General features: G+C 39.6%; 16 protein-coding genes. 1 reads left to right on the forward strand and 15 read right to left on the reverse strand.

Features of this window, described 5'->3' with window-relative positions:
* Window position 1: 1 nt before the first annotated feature.
* The 3 genes from NYE73_RS21415 to NYE73_RS21425 all read right to left on the reverse strand — a co-directional run bounded on the left by NYE73_RS21415 (window position 2) and on the right by NYE73_RS21425 (window position 3,183).
* Window positions 2-322, reverse strand: a complete 321-nt coding sequence (locus NYE73_RS21415) for a YerC/YecD family TrpR-related protein (protein ID WP_004225717.1) — start codon at window positions 320-322, stop codon at window positions 2-4.
* 15 nt (window positions 323-337) lie between these two features.
* Window positions 338-1,393, reverse strand: a complete 1,056-nt coding sequence (locus NYE73_RS21420) for a DUF3048 domain-containing protein (RefSeq protein WP_311198648.1) — start codon at window positions 1,391-1,393, stop codon at window positions 338-340.
* A gap of 68 nt (window positions 1,394-1,461) precedes the next feature.
* Window positions 1,462-3,183 carry an adenine deaminase C-terminal domain-containing protein gene (locus tag NYE73_RS21425; protein WP_054548980.1) on the reverse strand — a complete coding sequence of 574 codons (1,722 nt, stop codon included), beginning with the start codon at window positions 3,181-3,183 and terminating at the stop codon, window positions 1,462-1,464.
* Window positions 3,184-3,383: 200 nt separating this feature from the next.
* Here NYE73_RS21425 and NYE73_RS21430 point away from each other — a divergent pair, with 200 nt between their 5' ends.
* On the forward strand, window positions 3,384-3,809 hold the full coding sequence (locus NYE73_RS21430; protein WP_053075731.1) for a YgaP-like transmembrane domain: 426 nt from the start codon (window positions 3,384-3,386) through the stop codon (window positions 3,807-3,809).
* Between the two features lie 106 nt (window positions 3,810-3,915).
* Here NYE73_RS21430 and purD read toward each other — a convergent pair whose 3' ends face one another.
* From purD to purE, 12 genes are all read right to left on the reverse strand, one after another.
* The gene (gene purD / locus NYE73_RS21435; protein WP_257962133.1) at window positions 3,916-5,172 is read right to left on the reverse strand and encodes a phosphoribosylamine--glycine ligase; all 1,257 of its coding nucleotides are present in this window, start codon (window positions 5,170-5,172) and stop codon (window positions 3,916-3,918) included.
* 81 nt (window positions 5,173-5,253) lie between these two features.
* Complete coding sequence (purH, locus tag NYE73_RS21440; protein WP_066038207.1) at window positions 5,254-6,780, reverse strand: bifunctional phosphoribosylaminoimidazolecarboxamide formyltransferase/IMP cyclohydrolase; 1,527 nt, start codon at window positions 6,778-6,780, stop codon at window positions 5,254-5,256.
* 112 nt (window positions 6,781-6,892) lie between these two features.
* Entirely contained in the window at window positions 6,893-7,462 is a 570-nt protein-coding gene (gene purN, locus NYE73_RS21445; protein WP_004225729.1) for a phosphoribosylglycinamide formyltransferase, read from the reverse strand.
* Window positions 7,462-8,517: a phosphoribosylformylglycinamidine cyclo-ligase gene (gene purM, locus NYE73_RS21450; protein ID WP_048394892.1), complete on the reverse strand. Its 1,056-nt coding sequence runs from the start codon at window positions 8,515-8,517 to the stop codon at window positions 7,462-7,464. The genes purN and purM overlap by 1 nt, the downstream gene beginning before the upstream one ends.
* Before the next feature lie 84 nt (window positions 8,518-8,601).
* Window positions 8,602-10,026: an amidophosphoribosyltransferase gene (purF, locus tag NYE73_RS21455; RefSeq protein ID WP_054548976.1), complete on the reverse strand. Its 1,425-nt coding sequence runs from the start codon at window positions 10,024-10,026 to the stop codon at window positions 8,602-8,604.
* Window positions 10,002-12,236 carry a phosphoribosylformylglycinamidine synthase subunit PurL gene (purL, locus tag NYE73_RS21460; protein ID WP_259951007.1) on the reverse strand — a complete coding sequence of 745 codons (2,235 nt, stop codon included), beginning with the start codon at window positions 12,234-12,236 and terminating at the stop codon, window positions 10,002-10,004. Before purL ends, purF begins: the two co-directional genes overlap by 25 nt.
* Window positions 12,223-12,906, reverse strand: a complete 684-nt coding sequence (gene purQ / locus NYE73_RS21465; RefSeq protein ID WP_048394895.1) for a phosphoribosylformylglycinamidine synthase subunit PurQ — start codon at window positions 12,904-12,906, stop codon at window positions 12,223-12,225. Before purQ ends, purL begins: the two co-directional genes overlap by 14 nt.
* A gap of 2 nt (window positions 12,907-12,908) precedes the next feature.
* Entirely contained in the window at window positions 12,909-13,157 is a 249-nt protein-coding gene (gene purS, locus NYE73_RS21470) for a phosphoribosylformylglycinamidine synthase subunit PurS (RefSeq protein WP_004225741.1), read from the reverse strand.
* Window positions 13,158-13,159: 2 nt separating this feature from the next.
* Window positions 13,160-13,870 (reverse strand): phosphoribosylaminoimidazolesuccinocarboxamide synthase, encoded by a 711-nt coding sequence (gene purC / locus NYE73_RS21475; RefSeq protein ID WP_048394896.1) that lies wholly within the window; start codon window positions 13,868-13,870, stop codon window positions 13,160-13,162.
* Window positions 13,871-13,998: 128 nt separating this feature from the next.
* Complete coding sequence (purB, locus tag NYE73_RS21480; protein WP_004225746.1) at window positions 13,999-15,294, reverse strand: adenylosuccinate lyase; 1,296 nt, start codon at window positions 15,292-15,294, stop codon at window positions 13,999-14,001.
* Window positions 15,295-15,307: 13 nt separating this feature from the next.
* Window positions 15,308-16,432 carry a 5-(carboxyamino)imidazole ribonucleotide synthase gene (gene purK / locus NYE73_RS21485; RefSeq protein WP_004225748.1) on the reverse strand — a complete coding sequence of 375 codons (1,125 nt, stop codon included), beginning with the start codon at window positions 16,430-16,432 and terminating at the stop codon, window positions 15,308-15,310.
* Window positions 16,429-16,917 (reverse strand): 5-(carboxyamino)imidazole ribonucleotide mutase, encoded by a 489-nt coding sequence (purE, locus tag NYE73_RS21490; RefSeq protein WP_004225751.1) that lies wholly within the window; start codon window positions 16,915-16,917, stop codon window positions 16,429-16,431. Before purE ends, purK begins: the two co-directional genes overlap by 4 nt.
* Between the last annotated feature and the right edge of the window lie 90 nt (window positions 16,918-17,007).

Below are 17,007 nucleotides of genomic sequence, written 5' to 3' on the forward strand. Positions count from 1 at the left end.
ACTATTCTTTTGGTGCTTGGAATGGTTTTTCATCTGGATACAAACGACCTAACATTTCATCATATGTATCATTCCCATAATCGAAGCAGCGACGCACGCGCGAAATAGTTGCAGTACTTGCCCCTGTTTCCTTTTTAATGGATTCGTAGGTTTTCTTTAATCGTAATAAATGTGCAACCTCAAAGCGTTGTGCCAACGATTGAATTTCACTAATCGTACATAAATCATCAAAAAACTTATAGCATTCCTCGATGTCCTTCAACTCTAACACTGCTTTAAATAATTGATCTGTTTGATGCCCCCGAATTTTTTCGATTTGCATACAATTTTCCTCCCTTTAAGGCTGCGTTTTCACCATTGCATGTAACCCTGGCGAAGATGGTACGAAATGAACCCACGACTTTCCTGGTACAAGCTTTACAGGATCCCCTGTTTGCTCTACAGCCATTGGTATTCCATTAACATTAGCCCATTTGACTTCCCTCAAATAGCCATTTTGAAATACATACGCATTTCCACCAGACGTTAAATCAATTGCTTGGCGACCAATATCATCAATTGTTTGGTGATCCATTTCGAAAAATAGAACATTTGCTAATGACACTGTTTCGCCTGTTAACATATCTTTTGTGTCCACGCTAGCCGATTGTCGTTCATAGTGATTAGTTTGATGATTATACACATACGCGTTATGGAAATCTTCATTATTTCCGTAATAAATGTCAACTTGACTTGTTTCAATACCTATTTTACCACGTTCATCTGGTTCATAAAAAGCCTGAAGTACTTTTTCACTGTAATTCATTGAAGCGCCTACCATTTCAGCACCTTTTAGAATGTTTTCTGATGTAATATAGGAATTGTGTGGCGCAACGCGGTCGTTAGAACGTTTAAACAGAATACCATCATAAGCCATACCGTTGATATTGTCGACGATACGATGATCAAGCATTGTTTTCGCCTCAGGACTATAGCCATGTGCTACATAAAAGGCATCAAATCCCTTGGCCATATCGATAAAATAAGAGCGTGCACTACGAACTGGCCCAATATTTTCAGGCAGTTCACTTTGGTATACTGCTAAAAAGCGTGTCACATTACCTTCTGCAAGCATTTCATAAGTGATATCCGCCGCAGCTAAGCCTGATTGTGGACGTGCCGCTGGATGATTATTAATGGTTACGATAATTGGTCGCTGTGTAATTTCTTCTTGTACAGCCTCCCCAGTAAGTGGTGCAACAAATGCTGGTTGTTGCACAGGCTCCTCCACTACTGCTTCTTCCTCTACAATTGGTTCATCATCCTCTTTGACTTTTGGTGTATCCTTTGAACATCCCCCGATTACCAAAGCACTAAATGCAAAAGCAATCCATAATTTTTTCGATTTGAACACAAGCATATCTCTCCTTTGAACAATTACAATATTTGTAATTGTTTAAACAACTGAAACACTTTCATGAATTAGCGCATAACAGCAGGTAATAATAACTTATTCTTCATCACATCGAAAATTCCTTGTGGTGTTATACGAATATATGGTAAATGAGTAGATTGTAAAAATAATAATGTATAAATGGCATCTCCTAATTGATAGCCTCTATCTGCTAAAGCTTGTTTTAAAGCCTTTTCTTTCTCTGTTAAAGTGAATACATCTCCATCATATAAAAGTCCACCAATTGTTAATGGTATGTCCGCTATAACTTCTCCTTTTTCGACGAGAACAATACCACCATTCATTGCCTTCATTTCTTCGAAGGCTTTAATCATATCGTCTTTATTTTTTCCAATTAACAATATGTCACCAGTGTTGGAATAAGAGGATGCAAAGCCTTGGACATCCGTTGCAAATCCTTTAATCATTGTATTTACATGCCAGTTGCCTTTTCGGTTAATGAGCATTAAATAGCACTCATCATGATTTGCCAATGGCCCTTCTTTCGTAATTAAAGAATTATAAGGCTTTGTAATCACATCATTAACTAATTGAATCCCAAACGGCATAGAAAACTGGAAATCCTGTGAATCTAATGAGAAATCTAAATCTAAAGCTGGGATGGCAGAATAATCAATTGTCGCCATTCTATGCACACGATCCCCATTACGCTTCAACCAGACACCCTTTGATAAAACACTTTCTGGAACAGGATGATATTCATCTTGTAAAATATTGAGTGAAGCAAAACGCCCTGTTGCGATAAAACCATGTAAATTAGACATGTTGTAATAACGTGCTACATTATAGGAAGCCATTTGATAAGCATCAATAGGAGATACCCCTGCATCTAAAGCTACTTGAATGCATTTATCCATCACACCATCCTCATGGAATGAAGGAGTTGAACCGTCTGTTGTCATCATTAAATGATCAAAGATTGGAAGCTCTTTTTCTACTATTCCTTTTAGTAGATGTGGTAAATCTGGTCGTATGGAAGAATGACGTAAAGTTACAGCATAGCCCTGCATAATACGACGCTCTACCTCTTCTACTGTCATTGCCTCATGATCACCATCAGCACCAAGCAGTTTCATTCGTGCCAATGTTCTTTCTGAAGCTCCAGGGAAATGACCTTCAATTTTTTTTCCCAGTCCCTTAGCCATTTGCATACGATAAAGCATTTGATCGTCGCCATGCAACAGCTTAGGCCAGCCTGTCAACTCTCCACCAAGTAAGACATCACTTCGCTCTAACCACTCTAATATAGAAGTATTAGAGAAAACCTCTTCTTCTTGCTCCAATTCAGTTTGTGAGTCAAAGCGAGTCCACCAATAAAAAGAAAAAGGTAGCTTTTTCAAACTCTCTAAAATTGAAAACGCTTTCTTATTTTCTAAATTTAAAACAAAGCTTAAATTATCCGAAATAAAAGTTGTTGTCCCAAGCTGACCACAAAAATCTGCAAATGACTGTGGATGATAAAGCTGGAATGGGTGTACATGTGGCTCAATATAGCCAGGTACGATTGTTTTTCCTGTACAATCCACCACTTCTGTTCCTTCTAATAAAGGAGGCATTCTGTCACCAGCATAGACAATGCGATCTCCCAAAATCCAAATGTTCCCTACTATGAATTGCTTTAACATACTATGCAAATAACGTGCATTCTTCAGCACGATATCTGGTGCCTTTTTCCCATCGATTACTGCTAATTGTTGACGTATTTTTGTTATTTTCCATACTGGATCCATGCTATTCGCTCCTTCCTAAATTACGTAATTTTTCATTGTGTAAATCCAACTTGAAATCACATACTACTACTGCATAATCGCATATTTTCATAAAAATTATGCTTTATGCAATCATCTTGTTTCAATCGTAACACAGCACTTTCATAAAGCAAAGTGCACCTCGCTTATTTTTTCCACAATGACTAAAGGAGGAAGTAATGATGATGCAGCAAGCAAATTTAAGCGAAAAGAACGCATTTTGTCGTTTTGCCATGGGGACAAGTTTAACCGCATTTGGTATCGCTAAAGTTTCTAGAAATCCTAATTGTACAAAAGGTCGATTAATGATTGCATTAGGTGCCATGAAAATGGCTGAGGGACTTTTTAAATATTGTCCAACGAAAGCAGTTTTAAGCTCCAATATGCAGAATGCCATGAACACCTCTATGCAAAGTATGTTCAGCGGGCAAAATTCTATGTCTACTGAACAAATCGATAAGCTCATGAAGGATTTTTCCTCTGCTATAGCTGGTAATTCTTCAGGTTCACAAGCTACTGCTTCAAAACAATCTAACACCAGCACTTCAACTCAAAATTCCTCAAATAGTAGCGATTCTTCAACGAATAAAGCTCAGAATCCTTCTTAGTCAAAGGAGCCGTCCCAATCTATTATTGAGACGGCTCTTACCTCTTACGTTTTGAAACAACAAGAGGTTTCAAAAGACGATAAAAAATATTTAGTGAAAATAATAATTACTTAAACGTACGCCAGCCAATATCTTTACGGAAGAAAAAGTGATCCCATGTTTCCGTTGCAATACCTTCATAAACCTTTTCCTGTGCTTCTTGTAAAGTAGCTGCTTTTGCACCAACTAACAGTACACGTCCTCCATTACCAACGAATTGACCGTCTACTAATTTTGTACCTGCATGGAAAACTGCATGTGATGTCGAAAGTGCCTCTAAATTCGGTAATACCTTACCTTTTTCAACGTCTCCTGGGTAACCCTCTGCTGCAATGACTACACCAAGCATTGCTTCTTCTGACCATTGTAAATCAAAAGGCTGTTCATCCATTAACGCCATCATAAATGCACCAAAATCTGAAACCATACGTGGCAATACAACTTGCGTTTCAGGATCACCAAAACGAGCATTAAACTCTATGACCTGAGGACCTTTATTCGTTAAAATTAACCCTGCGTATAAAATACCTGTAAAGGAAGCACCATCTGCCTCCATCCCTTTAACAGTTGGTTCTACAATAGTTTGAAATGCAATATCTACTACCTCTTGTGGGATTTGTGGTACTGGTGAATAAGCACCCATACCTCCTGTGTTTGGTCCTTTATCACCGTCATAAGCTCGTTTATGATCTTGTGCAATAACCATTGGATAAATTTGTCCTTTGTGCACAAAAGACATAAAGGAGAATTCTTCACCGTCTAAAAATTCCTCAACGACAACACGTGAAGAGGATTCACCAAAACGTTGGTTTCCAATCATATCCTCTACAGCTTCAATCGCTTCTTCCTCTGTCATTGCCACAACGACGCCCTTACCAGCCGCTAAACCATCAGCCTTAATGACAATAGGCGCCCCTTGTTCTTTAATATACGCTATTGCTTTTTCTGCTTCAGTAAATGTTTCATGTGCTGCTGTAGGAATATTGTATTTATTCATAATTTCTTTCGCATAGGATTTACTGCTTTCTATTTGAGCAGCAACTTTTGTAGGACCAAAAATACGTAAACCTCTAGCTGTAAAGAAATCGACAATGCCTTCAGCAAGCGGCTGTTCTGGGCCAACAAATGTTAATGCAATATCATTTTCCTTGGCAAATTGAGCGAGACCTGCGAAATCCATTGTATCAATAGCAACAACTTCTACTTCGCCTCGCATCCCATCATTTCCTGGCGCTACGAATACGTTGTTCACTGATGGAGAGATGCTAAATTGTTTAGCGATTGCATGCTCACGGCCACCGCTTCCGATTACTAATACATTCATTTTAGAGAATCCTCCTCTTTGTAAGTAAAACCGAGATGAACCAACATCTCGGTCTGTTTAGATTTCTATATAATTCTACAATTAATGTTTAAAATGACGTACGCCTGTGAATACCATCGCAATGCCGTATTCATTTGCTTTATCAATGGAATCTTGATCTTTAATGGAACCACCTGGTTGAATAATTGCTGTAATTCCTGCAGCTGCTGCCGCCTCCACAGTATCGCTCATTGGGAAAAATGCATCCGATGCTAATGCAGCACCTTTCGCTTTTTCTCCAGCTTGTTCAAAGGCAATTTTAGCTGCACCTACACGATTCATTTGCCCTGCACCAACCCCAAGTGTCATTTGAGAATCTGTTACAACAATCGCATTGGATTTCACATGTTTGACAACAGACCAACCAAGTTGCAATGCTTCCCATTCTTGCTCTGTTGGTTCACGATCTGTCACCACTTTAATATCCGCATTGCCAAAGCCATAACGATCTGGCTCCTGTACAAGAAGGCCACCCTCAACTGATACTACATTGAATGAATCTTGTTTCGCTTGCTCGAAAGGAATTGTTAGTAAGCGGATATTTTTCTTTTTCGTTAAAATATCTAATGCTTCTTGTGAGAAAGCAGGTGCAATAATAATCTCTAGGAAAATATGACTTAGCTTCTCAGCAGTTGCTGCATCCACTTCCATATTTAATGCGATAATACCGCCAAAAATAGATGTTGGATCTGCTTCATATGCTTTATCGAATGCTGCCTCTAACGTGACACCAGTGCCAACACCACATGGATTCATATGTTTCACCGCTACAGCAGCTGGCATTTCAAATTCTTTTACAATTTGCAATGCTGCATTACCATCTTGAATATTATTGTAGGATAACTCTTTACCATGTAATTGTGTAGCATAAGCTAATGAAAAGTCAGAGCCAAGACGCTTTTGGTAGAAGGCCGCTTTTTGGTGAGGGTTTTCGCCATAGCGTAAATTTTGCTTTAATTCATATGTCATCGTTAAGCTCTCTGGGAACTCTTCTTCAGTCAGGTAGTTCGAAATATAAGAATCATAAGCGGCTGTGTGACGGAAAACTTTCGCAGCTAGTTTACGACGTGTTTCAATTGTTGTGGCACCGTCTGCTTTAAGTTCCTCTAATACTGTTGCATAGTCATTGCTGTCCACGATTACTGTTACATATTGATGGTTTTTTGCAGCAGAACGTAACATTGTTGGACCACCGATATCAATGTTTTCAATTGCATCATCCCAAGTTACATTAGGCTTTGAAATTGTTTCAACAAACGGATAGAGATTCACACAAACAATTTCAATTGGTTCAATTCCATGCTCATTCATCTGTGCTTGATGAGAGACATCATCAAACTTTCCTAATAGACCACCGTGAATCATTGGGTTTAAAGTTTTCACACGACCATCTAAAATTTCAGGAAACTTCGTTACTTCATCTACTGCTGTTACAGCTACCGCATTATCCTGTAACATTTTTTTTGTACCGCCAGTTGATAAAATTTCATAACCTAATGCTACTAATTCCTTTGCAAATTCTAAAATACCATCTTTATTGGAAACACTGATTAATGCACGTTTTGTCACAACAATATCCTCCTAATTTTTATCGTGCTGTCCACGACTGACTTGCTTCAATAGATTAATAGAGTTAGGTCTTACTTGTTGAGTAGGATTCTCGACCTAACTCCCTCTTCAGTTACTGTAATAATTGCTGTAATGCCTTTGTATATAATAAATGCTCTTGTTTGTGAATTTCAGCTTCTGTTGCCTCGCGATTTCCTTCAATGACAGGTACCGCTGCCTGAGCGATAATTGGTCCAGTATCCATTCCTTCATCAACAAAATGCACTGTTACACCTGTTATTTTCACACCATGATTAATGGCTTGTCCAATAGCGTCCTTTCCAGGAAAGGCAGGCAATAGGGACGGGTGAATATTAACAATTCGCTGTGGAAAGGCTGCTAATAATACGTCACTGATTAAACGCATATACCCAGCAAGCACAATCCATTTCACATCGCACTCATGTAAAGCTTCGATAATAGCTGTCTCATATGCTGACTTCGAGACAAACTCTTTTGGATTCAATGCTAACACTGGAATCCCAAAGTTTTCAGCACGTGTTACTACAAATGCTCCAGGCTTATCTGTGACCACTAGTGCGACCTTTGCATGGAGTTCACCACGTTCAATGGCCTCTTGAATGGCTTGAAAATTGCTACCGCTACCTGACGCGAACACGGCTATTTTTGTTGGTGCAGTCATTACACTAAACTCCCATCATGTGAGCCATTAAATACTACTCCGTCACCTTTAATAACACGTCCGATTGTATAAGCCTTTTCACCATTTGCTTCAACTGCAGCAATTACTTTATCAGCTTCAGTTTCTGGCACAGCTATTACAAAGCCAATACCCATGTTAAACACATTATATAAATCTTTATCTTCTAGCTGACCTTTCTCTTTTAGGAATTCAAAGATACGTAATACAGGCCAAGAACCTAAGTCGATTTCCGTTGCTAGTCCCTCTGGCATCATGCGTGGTAGATTTTCATAGAAACCGCCACCTGTAACATGTGCACAGCCATGTACATCTGCTGCCTTTAAAGCTGCTAGCACAGGTTTAGCATATAGCTTTGTTGGCACTAGAAGCGCCTCACCGATTGGGCCTAGATCTTCATAGCCTTCTACAATAGCATCCACAGCATATTGATGATCTGCAAAGACAATTTTACGCACTAAAGAATAACCGTTTGAATGTACACCACTTGATGCAATTCCAATAAGTACATCGCCTTCTACGATTTCTTCACCTGTCACGATAGCAGACTTTTCACACGCGCCTACTGCAAAGCCAGCTAGATCATATTCATCTTCTTCATAAAGACCAGGCATTTCCGCAGTTTCTCCACCTATTAGAGCCGCACCTGATTGCACACAGCCATCTGCAACACCTTTGACAATTTGTTCGATTTTTGCAGGCTCTGCTTTTCCAAGAGCTACGTAATCTAAAAAGTACAGCGGTTCTGCTCCTTGAGCAACAATATCATTTACACACATTGCTACACAGTCCACACCGATTGTATCGTGCTTGTCTACCATGAAGGCTAGCTTTAGCTTTGTTCCAACACCATCTGTCCCCGAAATAAGAACAGGTTCTTTAAGATTCAGTTCTGACAAGTCAAACATGCCACCAAAACCACCAAATGTCCCCATTACACCTAGACGGTTCGTACGTTCAACATGAGACTTCATTCGTTTTACGGCTTCATAGCCCGCTTCAATATTTACACCTGCTTGTTCATATGCCTTTGACACGCAGAGTTCCTCCTTATCATCCAAGTCGCCTAAGTTTCCTAGATAGAAATGACTGTAAGACACTAATTTGTTGCGATGTTGTTCTTAACGTAATAATTCTTTTTCATGTGGCAAAATCGTATCCGGGAAAATCTCTGTTGGATATTTGCCTGTAAAGCATGCAAGACAAAGTCCTCGGTTTTCATCTTCGTATGGTCGTGCAATTGTTTCTACCATCCCCTCAACAGAAAGGAATGTCAGAGAATCTGCACCAATTGCTTCACGAATTTCATCTACATTATGACTAGAAGCAATTAGTTCTTCATGCGTTGATGTATCAATGCCATAATAACAAGGGTTTGTCATCGGCGGTGATGAAATCACAACATGAACTTCCGCTGCACCAGCATCTTTTAGCATTTTGACAATGCGACGAGATGTTGTACCACGAACGATAGAATCATCAACCATTACTACTTTTTTTCCTTTTACGACTTGAACAACAGGTGAAAGTTTCATTTTCACACCACGTTCACGTAGCTCCTGTGTCGGCTGAATAAACGTACGACCAACATAACGGTTTTTAATAAGACCTAATTCATAAGGGATTCCACTTTCTTCTGCAAAACCAATCGCTGCGGAAATACTTGAATCAGGAACACCTGTTACAACATCTGCTTCAATATGCGCACACTCACGAGCAAGCTGTTTACCCATACGTTTTCGTGCCATATGAACGTTAATACCATCAATATCCGAATCAGGACGTGCTAAATAAACATATTCCATCGCACACATCGAACGTTTCTCCATATCAGCAAAACGATCTGATTTTACGCCCTCATCATTAATAATGATTAATTCACCTGGTTCTACCGAACGAACGAATTCTGCACCAATTAAATCGAATGCACAAGTTTCAGAAGCTACCACCCAGCCATCTCCTAGTTTTCCAAGAGATAATGGACGTAAACCATGTGGATCACGTGCAACAAGCATTTCATCCTTTGTCATAATTAAGAAAGAATAGGCACCCTTTAAAAGAGATAGGGCATTTTTCACCTTCGCACGGAATGGTGAATGCGAACTTTTCTTAATAAGATGCGCCAACACTTCTGTATCAGAGCTAGAGTGGAAAATGCTACCTTGTCGCTCTAGATATTGCTTTAAATGTGTCGCATTGACTAAGTTACCGTTATGGGCAATTGAAAGGCTACCAGTTGAGGAGTGGAATAATAATGGCTGTACATTTTCAATACCGCCACCACCAGCAGTCGTATAACGAACATGCGCAATAGCTGCTTTGCCGTTCACTGCTTTTAATTTATCTTCGTTGAAAACATCATTAACTAGTCCTTCGCCTTTCACCGCGCGAAGATGCTGTCCGTCTGAAACGACAATTCCAGCGCCTTCTTGTCCACGGTGTTGAAGAGCATGAAGCCCGTAATAGCTAAGGTGCGCTGGACTTGGGTTACCCCAAATACCAAACACCCCACATTCTTCGTTTAAGCCTCTGAGTTCAGCAAGCATGGGATTGCTCCTTTCCAATTAGAACGGAATTCCTCCACTGTACCTTCTACAAGCACACCTTTGTCCCCGTTGATTTTCACAAGTGCATCGTTTGTTACGACACCAATTTTTTGAGCATCTTTCATGATTTCTACAAATGCTGCAGCATTTTCTTCTTTAACTGTAACAACAAAACGAGATTGACTCTCACTGAATAGCGCGGTTGTTGCAGAGCCTGTTAATGTTACATCCACACCAAGACCTTTAGCGCCAAATGTTGTTTCAGCAATCGCCACAGCTAGACCTCCCTCTGCTACATCATGCGCAGATTGAACAAGGCCTGCTTTAATCGCCTTTAATAAAGATTGCTGACGTGTCGCTTCAACCTCTAAATCAATAGCTGGCGCTTTCCCTGAAATAACACCATTATTTAAAAGTTTTTGAAGCTCTGAACCGCCAAATTCTGTTTTTGTCTCACCAATAACAAAGACAAGATCTCCTGCTGCCTTTACATCCTGTGTCGTTACATGTGCTAAGTCTTCAATAAGACCAACCATACCAATTGTTGGCGTTGGATACACCGCTTCGCCTGAACGCTCATTATAAAGAGAAACGTTACCTCCGATTACTGGAGCATTTAATGCCGTACAAGCTGCCGAAATACCATCTGCAGATTTTTCAATTTGCCAGAAGATTTCTGGTTTCTCTGGATTACCGAAGTTTAAGCAGTCTGTAATCGCAAGTGGCGTGCCACCAGTTGCCACGATATTACGAGCTGCTTCGGCTACTGCGATAGCACCACCCACTTCTGGATCTAAATAGATATAACGTGAGTTACAGTCTGTTGTCATTGCCAACCCTTTATTTGTGCCACGTACTCGAATAACAGCAGCGTCAGAGCCTGGTTTAACAACTGTTGATGTACGTACCTGATAATCATATTGATCGTATACCCATTCTTTAGAAGCAATTGTCGGTGCTTTTAATAAAGCAATGAGTGTTTCTTTGTAATCAGTCACAGCAGGTTCAGTGTTTTCGATTGCTTGGAACTGAGCATAGTATGCAGGTTCTGCAGATGGTTTATGATAAACAGGTGCATCTTCTGCTAATGCGTCTGCAGGTACCTCTGCAACTACTTGTCCTTTGTGTAGCAGACGAAGCATTTTATCATCTGTAACGCGACCAATCGCTACTGCATCTAAATCGTATTTATCGAAAATCGCTTTAATTTCATCTTCGCGACCTTTTTTCACAACTAAAAGCATACGTTCTTGAGACTCAGACAACATCATTTCATACGCTGACATTCCTGTTTCACGCTGAGGCACTAAGTCTAAGTTCATTTCTACACCAGAACCAGCCTTTGAAGCCATTTCTGCTGAAGAAGAAGTAAGACCAGCTGCACCCATATCTTGAATACCAACTAGAGCATCCGATTTTACAACCTCTAAACAAGCTTCAAGTAAAAGCTTCTCCATAAATGGATCTCCAACTTGTACCGCTGGACGTTGGTTTTCTGATTCCTCAGTTAATTCCTCAGAGGCGAATGTTGCACCATGAATACCATCACGGCCTGTTTTCGCTCCAACATACATCACTGTATTACCTACACCAGCAGCAATGCCTCGTTGAATATCTTTATGATCAATTAAACCGACACACATAGCATTCACTAGAGGATTACCTTCATAGCAAGGATCAAATTGAATTTCGCCACCTACTGTTGGGATTCCGATACAGTTACCATATCCTGCGATTCCCGCTACTACTTCTTCAAATAGATATTTACCACGTGCTGACTTTAATTCACCAAAGCGTAACGAGTTTAACATAGCGATTGGACGTGCACCCATTGAGAAAACGTCACGGATAATACCACCGACACCCGTTGCAGCCCCTTGATAAGGTTCAATTGCAGATGGATGGTTATGCGATTCCATTTTAAACACTACTGCTTGTTCGTCACCAATATCAACAATACCTGCACCTTCACCTGGTCCTTGTAATACCTGTGGACCTTTAGTAGGGAATTTACGTAGTACTGGCTTTGAATTTTTGTACGAGCAGTGTTCAGACCACATTACTGAGAAAAGACCTGTCTCTGTCCAGTTAGGTAGACGTCCTAAAATACCTTCTACCATTGCAAATTCTTCGTCTGACATCCCCATTCCAGCGTATAGCTTCTCATCTTTAATCTGCTGTGCTGTTGGCTCAAACTTAGTTGTTGACATGATTTTCCCTCCACTGCTTCACGATTGATTTAAATACTGCTAGACCGTCTGCGCCGCCCACCAGTGCATCAACAGCTCGCTCTGGGTGTGGCATCATCCCTAATACATTGCCGCGCTCGTTTATAATCCCTGCGATATCTTCTAAAGAACCGTTTGGATTGTCACCTGAGTATGTGAATACGATTTGATTATTATCTTTTAGTGATTGTAAAGTTTCCTCGTCACAGTAGTAGTTACCTTCACCATGTGCGATTGGAATATTGATGATTTGACCTTGCTCATATTGATTTGTGAATAATGTATTGTTGTTTTCAACTTTAAGCTGCACTGTACGGCACATAAATTTTAAGTTTTTATTGCGCAATAAAGCTCCTGGCAATAAACCTGCTTCCGTTAGGATTTGGAAGCCATTACATACACCTAATACAGGTTTACCAGCATCTGCTGCCTTCTTAACTTCTGTCATAATGTTAGATTGATTAGCCATTGCACCACAACGAAGATAATCCCCATAGGAGAATCCTCCAGGTACTAATACACCATCAAAACCACTTAGATCTGTTGCTGTATGCCATACATATTCTACTTCTTCACCTAGCTCGTCTTTAATCGCATGATACATATCGATGTCACAGTTTGACCCAGGGAATACGAGTACTGCGAATTTCATGATTAAATAGCCTCCTCGACTTCGTAACGGTAGTCTTCAATTACAACGTTCGTTAAAACCTTTTCACACATTTCTTTTACTAGAGTATCAATGTCACGTTCTGAATCTTTAATTGATAGTTCAAGATATTTACCGATACGTAAATCTTCTACTTCACCGTAGCCCATCTTAGCTAAAGAACCTTGTACTGCAGAGCCTTGAGGATCAAGAATACTCTCACGTAATGTTACATAGATTTTTACTTTTTTCATTGTTATTTGCCTCCGAGTCTAGAAAGTATAATAGTATAAACTTCAGTTAAATTACCAAGGTCACGACGAAAAACATCTTTGTCTAACTTTTGCTTCGTTGTTGCATCCCAAAGTCGGCATGTATCTGGTGAAATTTCATCTGCCAATAATACATGACCATCCATATCACGGCCGAACTCTAATTTAAAATCAATCAATGTCACATTGACATCTGCAAAGATCGGCTGTAGCACTTTGTTAACGGCTAATGCACCATCATAAATAGCTGTTACTTCAGTTGGTGTGGCAAGTTCAAGAACATCAATATGTTCTGTCGTAATAAGTGGGTCGCCTAAATCATCGTCTTTATAATAAAATTCAACGATTGGTCGTTTTAAAGGTGTCCCTTCTTCAAGACCTAGACGCTTTGCTAAACTTCCAGCAGCAATATTACGAACAACTACCTCAATCGGAATAATTTCTACTTTTTTTACAAGTTGTTGTGTATCGGATAATCGTTTTACGAAATGTGACGCAATTCCGTTAGCTTGTAATTTTTCGAAAATTAATGAAGTAATGCGATTATTTAAAATGCCCTTACCTTCAATTTCCTCTTTCTTTTCACCATTGAATGCTGTTGCACTATCCTTGTACTCAACAAGTAGCACATTTGGCTCCTCTGTTGTGAACAATTTTTTTGCTTTACCTTCATACAAAAGTTGACCTTTAGTCATTTCGTTTTCCCCCTGATATTATGAGATACGCTTGTAATAATGTTCAGAATTGAACCGTATCTCTACGATTCAACTCTGAAACTTTTACTGGTGGCTCTAACATTTATTATTAGATGGCTAAATAAATATTAGTTAAGTCCTAGTCGTTCAAAAATCATATCAACATGCTGTAAGTGGTAGTTGTAATCAAAACAATCATCCAACTCTTCTTTTGTTAAATAAGATGTGATTTTTTCACTTGCATCGACTAATGTACGGAACTGAACTTGCTCGTCCCAAGCCTGCATTGCTAAAGGTTGTACTGTATCATAAGCTTCTTCACGTACTAGTCCTTTATCAATCAATGCTAGTAAGATGCGTTGAGAATAAATAAGACCAAATGTACGATCCATATTACGTTTCATGTTCTCAGGGAATACTGTTAAGTTTTTCACAATATTACCGAAGCGATTTAGCATATAGTTAAGAGTAATTGTTGCATCCGGTAAAATAACACGCTCTGCAGATGAATGTGAAATATCACGCTCATGCCATAAAGCTACATTTTCATAAGCAGTCACCATATAACCTCGCATTAAACGAGACATACCAACCATGTTTTCAGAACCGATTGGATTACGCTTATGTGGCATTGCAGATGATCCTTTTTGTCCTTTTGCAAAAGCTTCCTCCACTTCACGTGTTTCAGATTTCTGTAGTCCACGAATTTCTGTTGCGAATTTTTCAATTGAAGTAGCGATTAAAGCTAATGCACCTAAATACTGAGCATGGCGATCACGCTGTAAAGTTTGTGTGGAGATCGGTGATGCTGCAAGTCCTAATTTATCGCAAACATATTGCTCAACACGAGGATCGATATTGGCATATGTTCCAACAGCTCCAGACATTTTTCCTGTTTCAATTACTTTGGCAGCTGCTTCAAAACGTTCAAGGTTACGCTTCATTTCCTCATACCATAAACCAAGTTTCAAACCGAAAGTTGTTGGTTCAGCATGAACACCATGTGTGCGTCCCATCATAACTGTATGTTTATGTTCTTTTGCCTTAGTAGCAATAATATCAATGAAATTTACTATATCTTTTCGTAAAATATCATTTGCTTGTTTGATTAAATAAGAAAGTGCTGTATCTACTACGTCCGTAGAAGTTAAACCATAATGTACCCATTTGCGCTCTTCTCCAAGTGTTTCAGAAACAGCACGAGTAAAGGCTACAACGTCATGACGAGTTTCTTGTTCAATTTCTAATATACGATTCACATCAAATGAAGCATTTTCGCGAATTTTAGCAACATCCTCTTTAGGGATATCTCCTAACTCTGCCCATGCTTCACAAGCTAAAATTTCAACCTCTAGCCAAGCTTGGTATTTATTTTGTTCTGTCCAAATTGCGCCCATTTCGGGTCTTGTGTAACGTTCAATCATCGCGTATCTCCTTCTATTCTGACCAAATGCCAGAACTCTCGATTTGTTGTAGTGTAGCTTCTAAGTCTTTTGTCATAATCGTCACATGGCCCATTTTACGGTTGACCTTAGCTTCAGCTTTCCCATAAAGATGTATGGACCATTCAGGATATTTAGCAATTGAGTTACTGAGTGGCACGACATGTTGCCCTAATACATTGACCATAATGGATGGTGCCCATAGTTGTGGCTTACGTAACGGCCATCCACAAACAGCACGAATATGCTGATGGAATTGTGAAACATTACATGCTTCAATTGAATAGTGACCAGAATTATGAGGTCTTGGTGCTAATTCATTGATAACAATACTACCATCTTCTAATACAAACATTTCTACCGCTAGCGTTCCTACTAAATGTAAATAATCTGCAATTTTCAAAGCTTCTCGTTCTGCAGCTTGAGCTGTGCTTTCAGTTATGCGAGCAGGTACTATTGTCTCGTGAAGAATATGATGAACATGAATGTTCTCTCCAACTGGCTGACAATACGATTCACCATGACCATTTCTTTGAACAATGACCGATACTTCCTTTACGAAAGGAACAAATCCTTCTGCAATACATTGCGAATGCGTGAATAATTCTTTCGCTAAAGGCAAATCTTCAGTTGATTTTAAAAGCTGCTGTCCCTTGCCATCATAACCACCTCTTGCTGTTTTGACTATACAAGGATAACCAATCGAATCAATATTGGCTACTAATTCTTCATAAGTTTTTGCAACAATATATGGTGCTACTGGGCAACCAGCTTTCACAATAGCTTCTTTCTCTGTTATACGGTTTTGTGTAATACGTACCAACTCTGCTCCTTGAGGAACATAAGCCATTTGTGATAAACGCTTTAAGCCTTCATAATCAATATTTTCAAATTCATATGTGATAATATCACTTACTTCTGCAAGTTCTTCTAAAGCAGCTTCATCATCATATGGAGCTACAATGCGAATATCTGCAACCTGCCCACAAGGTGAGTCCATTGCTGGTTCAAGAACAGCCACTTTAAAACCTGACTCCTTTGCAGCAAGTGCCATCATTCGACCAAGTTGCCCTCCGCCTATAATGCCTATCGTTTGTCCAGGATAAATAATCTTCGTCACACTAAGTCACCTGTACTTTCTAATACTTGCTGCTTTGTTGCTTCACGTCTAGCATCTAATTTATTAGCAAGCTCCGCATCTGTTGTTGACAAAATTTGAGCTGCAAGTAACCCTGCATTAGTCGCTCCTGCTTTGCCAATCGCTACAGTAGCTACAGGTACGCCACCAGGCATTTGAACGATGGATAATAGTGAATCAAGTCCATTAAGTGCACGGGATTGAACTGGTACACCGATGACAGGTAATGTTGTTTTAGCTGCCACCATTCCTGGTAAATGTGCAGCACCGCCTGCTCCAGCAATAATTACTTGTATTCCTCGCTCGCGAGCTGCCTCTGCATATTCAAACATTAAATCAGGTGTACGATGTGCTGATACAACTTTCTTTTCGTACGGTACTTGTAATTCATCTAAAATATCACATGCATGTTTCATTGTTTCCCAGTCACTTGAACTACCCATAATGACACCGATTTTCGGATTCATAAATTGTCGCTCCTTTTAAACGATAGAAAAATGATCAATTATTTATTGTGCTAGCCTCTATTTTGAATAGCTACTGCAATTCTTATTACA

Source organism: Lysinibacillus sp. FSL K6-0102 (assembly GCF_038003545.1).
Taxonomy (GTDB): domain Bacteria; phylum Bacillota; class Bacilli; order Bacillales_A; family Planococcaceae; genus Lysinibacillus; species Lysinibacillus capsici.